Source organism: Flavobacterium hibisci (genome assembly GCF_020026925.1).
GTDB lineage: Bacteria > Bacteroidota > Bacteroidia > Flavobacteriales > Flavobacteriaceae > Flavobacterium > Flavobacterium hibisci.
On the sequence record NZ_JAIQDW010000001.1, the window covers coordinates 191,155 to 202,326 of the forward strand.

6 protein-coding genes are annotated in these 11,172 nt (G+C 38.5%); all 6 read left to right on the forward strand.

Going from position 1 to position 11,172, the window contains the following annotated elements:
* Positions 1-8 precede the first annotated feature (8 nt).
* The 6 genes from K8B81_RS00625 (at position 9) to K8B81_RS00650 (ending at position 10,870) form a co-directional block, all read left to right on the forward strand.
* Entirely contained in the window at positions 9-1,901 is a 1,893-nt protein-coding gene (locus tag K8B81_RS00625; protein ID WP_223678170.1) for a glycoside hydrolase family 97 protein, read from the forward strand.
* Between the two features lie 20 nt (positions 1,902-1,921).
* Positions 1,922-2,854 carry an alpha/beta hydrolase gene (locus K8B81_RS00630; RefSeq protein ID WP_223678171.1) on the forward strand — a complete coding sequence of 311 codons (933 nt, stop codon included), beginning with the start codon at positions 1,922-1,924 and terminating at the stop codon, positions 2,852-2,854.
* A gap of 338 nt (positions 2,855-3,192) precedes the next feature.
* On the forward strand, positions 3,193-5,175 hold the full coding sequence (locus K8B81_RS00635; RefSeq protein ID WP_223678172.1) for a glycoside hydrolase family 97 protein: 1,983 nt from the start codon (positions 3,193-3,195) through the stop codon (positions 5,173-5,175).
* Between the two features lie 83 nt (positions 5,176-5,258).
* Positions 5,259-7,463 (forward strand): glycoside hydrolase family 3 C-terminal domain-containing protein, encoded by a 2,205-nt coding sequence (locus tag K8B81_RS00640; protein WP_223678173.1) that lies wholly within the window; start codon positions 5,259-5,261, stop codon positions 7,461-7,463.
* Positions 7,464-7,484: 21 nt separating this feature from the next.
* Positions 7,485-9,059: a glycoside hydrolase family 43 protein gene (locus K8B81_RS00645; RefSeq protein ID WP_223678174.1), complete on the forward strand. Its 1,575-nt coding sequence runs from the start codon at positions 7,485-7,487 to the stop codon at positions 9,057-9,059.
* Between the two features lie 2 nt (positions 9,060-9,061).
* Positions 9,062-10,870 (forward strand): glycoside hydrolase family 2 protein, encoded by a 1,809-nt coding sequence (locus tag K8B81_RS00650; protein WP_223678175.1) that lies wholly within the window; start codon positions 9,062-9,064, stop codon positions 10,868-10,870.
* Positions 10,871-11,172 lie beyond the last annotated feature (302 nt).

An 11,172-nucleotide genomic window follows, 5' to 3' on the forward strand; every position in this document is an offset into this window, starting at 1 on the left:
AAAAGAATATGACATTAACAGCAAGGCAAAGCCTTTTTTTAATACTCTTTTTATGTTCATTCTGTATAAACGCACAGAATATCAGTTCTCCTGATGGACGCATACAAGTTATTTTAAACCTGCCAGATAAAAACAAGCCTGATGGTGTTTCTTATAAAGTTTTATACCAAAGTGACAAGACCCTTTCTGAAGTGGTAAGCGAATCAAAATTAGGTATAACACGAGAAGATCAGCAGTTTGTGGGGAATCTTTTATCAGTTGGACAATCCGAATCTGTTTCGGTGAAAGATACGTACGAGATGGTTTGCGGCAAACGGAAGCATTGCGAAAATACAGCGATTGAAAAAACATTTCATTTTAAAAACACGAACAATCAGATTTTAGATATCATTTTCAGGGTTTATAACAATGGAGTGGCCTTTCGTTATGTATTTCCTGATGCTTCCGACTCTAAACTTAGTATTACTGGAGAAGCTACAACATACAGCCTGCCGAAAAAAGCAGACCGATGGATGCAGCCGTACGACCCTTCTTACGAAAGATTTTTCCCGTATAGCACAGGCGAAACAACGGCAGATAAGGTACAGCAATATGGATTTCCAGCATTGTATAAACTTCAAGACCAGCTAGTATGGGCACTAGTTTCTGAAGCTGATATCAGCGAGGATAACTGCGCGGCCAGATTAACGAGCACTTCTAATGCTGATGAATATCAAATTGCATATCCGTCTGCGGCTCAGTCAAAACAGCCATGGCACTCTCAATGGCATACCGTAATAATAGGAAAACTTTCAGATATTGTGGGATCTACTCTTATTACAGATGTTAGCACACCTAGTCGTTTGAAAGATACGCAATGGATTAAGCCCGGTGCAGTTTCATGGATCTACTGGGCAAGCAACCATGGCTCTAAAGATTACAAAATTGTGACTGATTATATTAATTTAGCTGTTGAAATGAGCTGGCCGTACGTGCTTATTGACTGGGAATGGGATATAATGACAAATGGCGGTAACATTATTGATGCGGTAAACTATGCCAAAAGTAAATCAATAAAACCTATGATATGGTACAATTCTGGTACAAGCTGGATGGAACCTACTCCAAACGATCGTTTGCAGACGGCTGAAAAAAGAGCCAAGGAATTTTCGTGGCTCAATAAAATTGGCGTGTATGGCATAAAAGTCGATTTTTTTGCAGGCGACCAGCAAGATATGATGGAGTACTATATAGGCATATTAAAAGATGCGGCAAAATATCATTTAATGGTAAATTTTCATGGAGCTACTGTTCCTCGAGGCTGGGCTAGAACCTATCCCAATCTGATGTCAACCGAAGCTGTTTATGGAGCAGAATGGTACAACAATACGGCTGAACTTACAGATAAAGCGGCTGTTCACAATACGACACTCCCTTTTACTCGAAATGTAGTGGGCTCGATGGATTATACTCCTGTCACTTTTTCAAATTCTCAGCATTCGCATATTACTTCTTATGGCCACGAATTGGCTTTGGCAGTCGTTTTTGAATCAGGCCTGCAGCATTTTGCCGATAGGCCATCTGCATACAGATCGTTGGCCGAACCGGTCAAAGAATTTCTGAAAAAAGTGCCGGTAAGTTGGGATGATACGCAATTAATTGACGGCTATCCCGGAGAAAAAGTTATAATTGCCCGAAAAAAGGCAGATAAATGGTACATTGGAGGTTTAAACGGTAAAGATCAGGCTCAGACTTTAACTGTAACATTTGATTTTCTTAGCAAAGGAACTTATAATTTTGAGCTAATAAAAGACGGTAAAGACAATAAATCTTTTTCTTCTGAAACGATAAAAGTTAAAAAAGGCACCGTATTAAAAATTGAGTGCCTGCCAAGAGGAGGATTTACAGGCGTAATAAAATAGTTAGAATATTGACAATTAAAATGAAAAACATTTTGAAAACAAAAGGAATTAGAACCGCATTGCTTATTATGCTTATGGTAGCAGGTAAAACCTTCGGACAAAGTAAAACCATTAATCTGTGGGATAAGAAAGTGCCAGGCGCGATCGCTAATGCCGATTATAAAGAAACCAATTCAGATGATAGCTGGATGCAGCGTGTCACAAATCCGAGATTGGATGTGTATCCTGCTCCTGCAGAAAAAGCAACAGGGACGGCTGTTATTATCTGTCCTGGCGGAGGTTATTCTGGAATGGCTATCGGGCATGAGGGAAAACAGGTTGCAGAATGGCTCAATAGTATTGGCATTATGGCTTTTGTACTAAAATACAGATTACCAGATGCTGCTATAATGACTGATAAATCTGTTGGTCCTATGCAAGACGGACAGCGTGCCATACGTTTGGTTAGAATCAGGGCCAAAGAGTGGGGAATAGATCCTAAAAAAATCGGCATCATGGGGTTTTCTGCCGGTGGGCATTTGGCATCTACTCTTTCTACGCATTTTAATGCAAAAGTATATGAGAATGCAGATGCAACTAGTGCGCGTCCAGATTTTTCATTGCTGATATATCCTGTAATATCAATGCGTGAAGATATCACACATATGGGATCGAGAATTAATCTTTTGGGTGAAAAACCATCAGCGGATCAGGTTAATAATTTTTCAAACGAATTGCAAGTCAATAGTGAAACTCCGACAGCATTTTTAGTGCATTCCATGAATGATGATGCTGTACCAGTAAAAAACAGTATAGAATATGCTTTAGCGCTAAAGAAAAATAAAATTCCTTGCGAACTCCATATCTACGAAAAAGGAGGACATGGCTATGGACTTGGCAAATCTGGAAGCACAGAGTCTGATTGGAGTCTGGCATGCAGCAGATGGCTTAAAGCAAAAGGCTTGATTAATTAAAAGAAGAAATATTTAATTTCTCAGCCACTATCTGTTTTTGGAAGCAGATCTTTTTGGATAACCATATCAATTCATCTTTATATTGTCTAAAATATTGATCATTACAACAATTATTGCCCTTTTTTAATACAAAGCGTACCGTAGTTAGCTATTTTTTCTTGTCAAATTTGCCCGTTGAAAAAACTTTGAAACTATAATTCAAAGCACCAATATTAATGAGTGCAGCGAGATGTCAAAAACAGTTTTCCAAAAGTGATAACACTTAGGCGAACGTTTTTTAAGTTTTTTCAAGCGTACCAAAAAACATGTATTTACTAACAAGAATAACCACACATCAAATGAACAGGACGTTATTACAGGCAATTATTTTTATATTTTTATCGGCAAGCGGATCGGCGCAGGTACTTCATCTCAAATCTCCCAACGGAAAGATTGAGATGGATTTAGAAAACGGCACCAAAATCCGATGGTCTGTGAAACATAACAGTACGGAAGTCGTTGCTCCTTCTGCTATTTCATTAACCTTAGGCAGCGGAGAGGTTTTAGGAAACAATGCCAAAATTGCAAGCACTAAAAATTCGGCTTCTAACACTACTTTTGAAACGCCTGTTTATAAGAAGAAAATGGTTGTGGACCAGTACAATGAGCTGATTGTGAATTTTAAAGGAAATTTTGGTCTGATATTAAGGGCTTATAATGATGGTGTAGCGTATCGTTTTTTTACAAATAAGAATAAAAAAATTACTATTGTATCTGAAGAAGCCAGTTTTAACTTCAGTCAAGACCATAAAGCTTTTGTACCTTATGTTCGCGATTTAAGAGAAAAAGACATGTATACTTCTGCTTTCGAAGCACTTTATGATGAAATTCCGCTTTCTAAATTTGTAAGAGATTCATTGGCTATTTCTCCGCTTCTTGTTGATTTAGGAAATGGAAAAAAAGCAGCTATTGTAGAGGCTGAACTCCAAGATTATCCAGGTATGTTTTTAACACGCAATAATAAGGCACAATATGGTTTGAAGGGAATATTTGCCCATTACCCAAAAAAGGAGCGTTTAGGAGGCTATAATAAAATGAACTACATGGTCTCTGAGAGGGAGAACTACATTGCTGAAACAAATGGCAGTAGAAGTTTTCCTTGGAGAGCAATCATCATCAGCGAAAACGACACCGAGCTTTTGAATAATGATATGGTTCAAAAACTTTCTTCACCTTCACAAATTTCCGATATGAGTTGGATCAAACCCGGTAAAGTTGCTTGGGACTGGTGGAATGACTGGAATATATCGAATGTAGATTTTAAGGCTGGAATCAATACGCAGACTTATAAGTATTATATCGATTTTGCTTCTAAAAACAATATTGAGTATGTGGTGATAGACGAGGGATGGAGTGAAGAAACCGACATACTTAAAATTTCACCAGCTATGAACATTAAAGAACTTATCGAATACGGTAAGCAAAAAAATGTTGGAATCATCCTTTGGGCTTCATGGTATGCTATAAATCAGGTTTTAGATAATGCGTTTACCAAGTATTCGAATATGGGAGTGAAAGGCTTTAAAATAGATTTCATAGACCGCGATGATCAAAAAATGGTTAACTCGCTTTATAATATTGCTAAAAAGGCGGCTTCTTACAAACTTCTGATTGACTATCACGGAATGTATAAACCAACAGGTATTCAAAGAACCTATCCTAATATCGTAAATTTTGAAGGCGTTAAAGGATTGGAAAATGCCAAATGGACACCACATGATGACATGCCGCATTATGAAGCGAGCATACCTTTTATAAGAATGCTGGCCGGCCCTATGGATTATACGCCGGGAGCTATGCGCAATGCGACAAAAGCAGATTTTCGTCCAAGCAATTCACTGCCTATGAGCCAAGGTACAAGATGCCATCAGTTTGGAATGTATGTTCTTTATGAAGCGCCGCTGCAAATGATGGCAGATAGTCCGACAGCTTACATGAAAGAACAGCAAAGCACCACTTTTATAGCTCAAATCCCCACTACTTTTGATCAAACGATTGCACTTGATGGAAAAGTGGGCCAATATGCTGCCATTGCCAGAAAAAAAGAAGATACATGGTTTATAGGCGGTTTGACCAATTGGTCGGCTAGGGAAATGGAACTCGATTTGTCTTTCCTTGGAAAAGGAAGCTTTACAGCAGAAATTTTTAAGGATGGATTGAATGCCGAAAAAGACCCGACAGATTACAAACGTGAAATAATTAAAGTGACCAATGCCAGCAAATTGAAAGTGCAAATGGCACCTGGAGGCGGTTTTGCAATTATAATTAATCCTGAAAAATAATTAAAATATCTCGGAATGATTCTTTTGCCATTGGGGGCAAATATTGTTCTGTAACCTGATAATGAATTAGAAAGTATACTATAATGAAAAAAATAAATATTACCGTTTTACTATTATTATATTTTTCCCTCTTGCCATTTTTTGGATGGTCGCAATCTGCTCTTTATTTAGATGAAAGCCAGCCAATAGAAGTTCGTGTAAAGGATGCCTTATCGCGAATGACGGTAGAAGAAAAAGTGGCACTATGCCATGCGCAGTCAAAGTTCAGCTCTAAAGGGGTTCCGCGTCTGGGCATACCAGATGTATGGTCATCAGACGGATCGCATGGTGTAAGCGATGAGAAGCTTTGGGATGAATGGAACTCAGCACAATGGACAAATGACTCATGCACTGCATTTCCTGCTTTAACGTGTCTTGCAGCAACATTCAATCCAAAGATAGCGCAGCTTTACGGCACATCTATTGGAGAAGAAGCCAGATACCGAAATAAAACCATGCTGTTAGGGCCTGGTGTCAATATTTACCGTACGCCGCTCAATGGCCGAAATTTCGAATATATGGGCGAAGATCCTTTTTTGGCTTCGCGATTGGTAGTTCCATACGTGCAAGGCGTGCAGTCTAATGGAGTCGCGGCCTGCGTAAAACATTTCGCCCTGAACAATCAGGAAATTGCTCGTGGTGAAATTAATGTCAACGTAAGCGATCGCGCCTTGCATGAAATTTATCTTCCTGCCTTCAAAGCCGCAGTTCAGGAAGGAAACGTATGGTCTATAATGGGGGCATATAATAAAATATGGGGCGTACATTGCTGCCATAATGACATTTTACTCAACCAAATCTTAAAGACCGACTGGAAATTTGATGGTGTAGTGGTTAGTGATTGGGGAGGTGTGCACAACACTGACGAAGCGGTCAATGGCGGACTTGATATTGAAATGGGTACTTATACAAACGGATTGACTACACAAGGTCATTTTCCTTTTTCTAGCTATTATTTAGCCGATCCTTTTCTGAAAGGAATTCAATCGGGCCAATACGAAATGTCGAAACTTGACGATAAAGCAAGCCGAATTCTACGAATGATTTTCCGCACTACGATGAGCGCCAATCGTCCTTATGGCCGTTTTGTTTCGCCAGAACATAGCGATGCAGCTCGAAAAATAGCACAGGAAGGAATTGTATTGCTTAAAAATGAGAAACAATTTTTGCCTATTCCAGAAGGCAGATACAAAAAAATTGCGGTGATAGGTGAAAATGCCGTGAAAAGCCTGATTGTTGGTGGCGGTTCTACGTCATTGAAAGCGGCTTACGAAATTTCTCCTTTGCAGGGATTAAAGAATAAATACGGCGAAAATAATATTGTTTACAGTATGGGATATGCTTCGGGACGACCGCTTTATGGTGCCGAAGAACCCTCTAAATTAAATCTTGATTCTTTGCAAAACGCAGCTATCGAGACTGCGCGCCATGCAGATATAGTGCTCTTTGTTGGAGGGTTGAATAAAAATTATTTTCAGGATTGCGAAAGCGGAGACCGTAAATCATTGAGTCTGCCGTTTGGTCAAGATAAGCTGATTGAAGAAATACAGAAAGTAAACAATAACGTTGCGGTTGTTTTACTAAGCGGAAATGCAGTTTTGATGCCTTGGCTTAACAAAGCAAAAGCTGTTGTACAAGGATGGTATCTGGGCTCGGAAGGAGGAAATGCTCTGGCTGATATTATTTCTGGTGAAGCAAATCCGTCAGGAAAACTTCCGATTTCATTTCCTAAAAAATTAGAGGATGTCGGGGCACATGCTTTTGACAAGCTTTGTTACCCGGGTGACGGAAACAATGTCTATTATAAAGAAGACATCTTAGTAGGATACCGCTGGTACGATACTAAAAAAATCCCTGTGCTTTTTCCTTTCGGATATGGATTGAGCTATACCACATTTCAGTATGGGAAACCACTCCTTTCATCAAAAACCATTACAGCTGCTGACTCTTTAGAGGTAACAGTTTCCATAAAAAACACAGGAAAAGTGGCTGGAAAAGAAGTTGTACAGCTTTATGTTAGTGACGAAACGTCAAGCCTGCCTCGTCCAATAAAGGAATTAAAAGGTTTTGAAAAAATTTCTCTTGAACCAGGAGAAGAAAAAACAGTGCGTTTTACTTTAACAAAAGAAGATCTTTCTTATTACGACGACACTAAAAAAGAATGGATTGCAGAACCAGGGAAATTCAAAATCATGATTGGAGCTTCTGCTTCTGATATTAGAGAAACAGTAGATTTTAATTTAAAATAAAGCATCGCGATAACTTAAAATATGAAAAAAATAATTATACTTTTAATCAGTATGTTTGGATTCTGCCATTTTTTGAATGCGCAAGGATACAAAAATCCAGTCATTTCTGGATTTCATCCCGATCCTAGCGTATGCAGGGTAGGAGACGATTACTATTTGGTCACTTCCAGTTTTGAATACTTTCCGGGAGTTCCCGTTTTTCACAGTAAAGATTTAATTAATTGGACCAAAATTGGGCATTGCCTTACGCGTGCTTCCCAGTTCAAATTAGACAAATGCGCTCCTTCGGCTGGGATTTATGCTCCAACAATCCGTTACCATGAAGGGCGTTTTTATATGGTCACGACCAATGTATCGGGCGGAGGAAATTTTTACGTGCATACCGATAATCCTGCAGGAGAATGGTCGGAACCTGTTTTTGTCGATCAGGGCGGTATAGATCCTTCGTTATATTTTGAAGATGGCAAATCTTATTTTGTATCGAATCAGAATGGCATGACAATCTGCGAAATTGATATTAAAACAGGAAAAAAACTCACCAAAGGACAAACGGTATGGAACGGAACAGGAGGACGTTATCCTGAAGCGCCGCATATTTATAAAAAAGACGGCTGGTATTATCTGCTTATTTCAGAAGGAGGCACAGAATACGGCCATAAAATAACCATAGCGCGAAGCAGGAACATTTACGGACCCTACGAGTCCAATCCAGCCAATCCGATTTTGACGCATATTAACGAAATTGCTCAGAGCAATCCGATTCAAGGTACAGGACATGGCGATTTTATCCAGGCGCATGATGGTTCTTGGTGGATGGTCTTTCTGGGTTTCCGTCCACAGAGTCTGCTGCATCATGTGTTAGGTAGAGAAACATTTTTGGCTCCTGTAAGATGGGATGCAGATGCCTGGCCGGTAATAAATGGCAATGGAACGGTTAATATAGATATGAATGTGCCTACTCTGCCTGTACAGGCTGTAAAACCTCATGATTTTTCTACAAGTTTTGATGAAGTAAAGCTTAGAACCGATTGGAATTATCTCAGAAATCCTTTCCTACAGCAGTATTCACTTACTGAAAAGAAAGGTTCATTGCGATTAAAAGCCACTTCGGTATCTTTAGACGACAATGATTCGCCAACCTTTGTAGGACGCAGGCAGGAACATATTGATTTTTCAGCTTCCACCGTGATGTCATTAAATAATGCAAAAGATGGAGATGAAGCGGGTATAACTATCTACTATTCGAGTCAGGCGCATTACGACCTTTCTTTGAAAAAAACAGAAAAAGGCAAAAACAAATTAGTGTTGCGTTATAAGATGGGCATACTGAATCATACCGCATCTGAATTGGAAATTCCGGCCGGTAAGATTTATTTGAAAGTGCAAGGCAATAAAGATTTTTACAGCTTCTACTATTCTTTGGATGAAAAGAATTTTAAATTTTTAGATAAAATCAATATTTGGTACCTAAGTTCTGAGACCAATGGAGGTTTTACTGGAGTGTATATTGGACTTTACGCTACATCTCAAAACAAAAACACCAAAGCATTTGCTGATTTTGATAGTTTCACGTATCAACCAGATAAAATGAACTAAAAATGAGTCGACTGCAAAAAATTTGTAAAGCATATATAGTAACCATTTTATTGGTGGTTTTTTTAGTCAGCAAGGCAAATGCCCAAACAGCATTGGTCAATGTAGCATCTAGAAATTCAATAAGTTTGAATGGGAAATGGAAAGTGCTGTCTGATCCAGGTGCTGTTGGCGACTGGAAAAAAATTTGGATCGAACCAAAACCTCAGAAGAAAACAGATTTTTTTGAATATTCATTTGACGGTGCGCCAGAATTGAATGTCCCCGGCGACTTCAATTCGCAATTGTGCGAACTTGCTTTTTATGAGGGTGCTGTTTGGTACAAGAAAACGGTTACTCTTTTTAAAAAGAAAAATACAAGGCAGTTTCTGTATTTTGGAGCAGTAAATTATAGCGCCGATGTATATCTGAATGAAGAAAAATTGGGAAGCCATGAGGGAGGTTTTACTCCGTTTCAATTTGAAATTACTGATAAAATAAAGGATGGCGAAAATACCATAATTGTCAAAGCAGACAACCGTCGCTTAGAGAATGGAATTCCCGGTTTAGGCTATGATTGGCTGAATTATGGAGGAATCACACGTGATGTAAAAGTTATTGAAACACCTGGAACCTATATTGCCAATTATTTTATTCAGTTAAAAAAAGGCAGTTTGAATACTGTATTGGGCTGGGTGAAGCTAAACGGCGAGAATTTGAGCCAAGAAATTACGGTAAGAATCCCGGAATTAAATATTGCTTATAAAACAAAGGCAAATAGCAGCGGTTATGCAAAGCTTGAATTTTCGTCCAAGTTTAAGCTGTGGTCACCTCAGAGTCCTAAGCAATATAGTGTAATTGTGGAATGTGAAACCGATTCTATAACTGATGATATCGGTTTTAGAAGCATTGAAACTAAAGGAAGTGAAATTTTACTAAACAAAAAGCCCATTTTTATCAAGGCTGTAAACATTCACGAAGAAAATCCGATGAAAAAAGCGAGAGCATTTTCATTGGAAGATGACAGGCTATTGCTGAATTCAGCCAAAGAACTAGGATGCAATTTAGTAAGATTGGCCCACTATCCGCATAATGAGGACATGATTAAAGAAGCTGAAAAAATGGGTTTGATGGTGTGGAGCGAACTTCCAATCTATCAGAACATTAAGTTTTCTGATAGTCTTGTTCCCCACAAAATGCAGGATATGCTGCAAGAAATGATTGCAAGAGATAAAAACCGATGCTCAGTAGTAGTCTGGAGCCTTTCGAATGAGACGTATCCAGGTACTCCTAATAGGGATAAAGCGCTTATTGATTTAACGGAAAAATGCAAAGCAATCGATTCTACAAGATTGATTACGCATGTTATAAACACGCAAGGCTACACCAATAATTCATTTCATATCTGGGATCCGCTTTATAAATACTCTGATCTAATTGCGCTTAATGAATATATAGGCTGGTATATTCCCTGGCAAGGAAAACCTTCAGAAGTGAAGTGGAAAATAGATTTTTCTAATAAACCCGTATTCATTTCAGAATTTGGAGCCGAGGCACTATATGGAAATAGAAATATACCTACAGATCAAGCTTCTTATTGGTCTGAAGAATATCAAGAGCAGGTTTATAAAAATCAGATCGAAATGTTTAACACTGTTCCAAATTTAAGAGGCGTCTGTCCATGGTTATTGTTTGATTACAGGTCATTGGGAAGAATGCATCCTGTATATCAAAAAGGGTATAATAGGAAAGGATTAATCTCTGAAAATGGAGAAAAGAAAAAAGCTTGGTTTATTATGAATGATTATTATAAAAAAAAGAAGAATGAAAACTAAAACTATATTAATTGAGATTTTGGCTTTGGTCTGTTGCTCTATAGGATATTCCAAAACAGATAATAGTACAGATAAAGAATTAAATCTCTAGCCCATAGTATTGAATGCCGACGACAAACCAGCATTTCCAGATCCGCCACAAGGATTTAGGGACAAGCACGCCGAATTGGCTTCTGGAAAACTGACAGTGGTTCAGTGTGGCATGTAGATGGCAATGTGCACGATGATGTAGAATGGGCCAACAATCTGTATCTTTTCTCGCAGCATATTTTCAAATAAAATTCTTTTAAGCAGTTTATAGC

What these genes read in the sequence shown, in the direction of transcription:
- K8B81_RS00645 (WP_223678174.1), top strand. Translation starts at nt 7,485, where the DNA reads ATGAAAAAAATAATTATACTTTTAATCAGTATGTTTGGATTCTGCCAT.
- K8B81_RS00635 (WP_223678172.1), top strand. Translation starts at nt 3,193, where the DNA reads ATGAACAGGACGTTATTACAGGCAATTATTTTTATATTTTTATCGGCA.
- K8B81_RS00630 (WP_223678171.1), top strand. Translation starts at nt 1,922, where the DNA reads ATGAAAAACATTTTGAAAACAAAAGGAATTAGAACCGCATTGCTTATT.
- K8B81_RS00640 (WP_223678173.1), top strand. Translation starts at nt 5,259, where the DNA reads ATGAAAAAAATAAATATTACCGTTTTACTATTATTATATTTTTCCCTC.
- K8B81_RS00625 (WP_223678170.1), top strand. Translation starts at nt 9, where the DNA reads ATGACATTAACAGCAAGGCAAAGCCTTTTTTTAATACTCTTTTTATGT.
- K8B81_RS00650 (WP_223678175.1), top strand. Translation starts at nt 9,062, where the DNA reads ATGAGTCGACTGCAAAAAATTTGTAAAGCATATATAGTAACCATTTTA.